The sequence below is a fragment of the Corallococcus sp. AB049A genome (assembly GCF_003668885.1).
Lineage (GTDB): Bacteria > Myxococcota > Myxococcia > Myxococcales > Myxococcaceae > Corallococcus > Corallococcus interemptor.
The window spans coordinates 1-431 of sequence record NZ_RAWL01001176.1; the positions used below are offsets into that span (position 1 = coordinate 1).

1 protein-coding gene is annotated in these 431 nt (G+C 49.2%); it reads left to right on the top strand.

Annotated features, from left to right (window positions below; genetic code table 11):
- A partial coding sequence (locus tag D7X55_RS45175) for a hypothetical protein (protein ID WP_233610465.1) occupies positions 1-431 on the top strand: 431 nt, incomplete at both ends.

Here is a 431-nt window from a genome sequence, read left to right on the forward strand (position 1 = left end):
CTCATCCGCGCTAAAGGCGGTACGCAACTTACATCATCAACAATGGAATGAAGCTGTCCGAGCACACTGCTCGCCCGTGATTCGGCAGCTCGACGACACCAAACTAGGAGTTGTCGTCGAATTTTTGTCGATTTGCAATGAGGCGTGGAGTCTCGTAGAAGCTGACGTCTCACAGCGGGTATTAAGCTTCATCAGAGAACTTCCCTCTGATAAGTTCGACGTCATTGAGAACGCCCTGTCCTTCGATGCCTTTGCCAAAGAAGCAAAGAAGCGAATTGCGAGATCGACCGTCGACGAGATCGAGAACGTCTTTTGGTTTGACATACCTGCTTCAGTGGCCGATCGCCTCATTGACATCTACCTGCGATCCCGGTCTTTTTCAGAGGCAAATAAAACTGGTCGATTACTTACAGTATATGCATCTGAGCTCT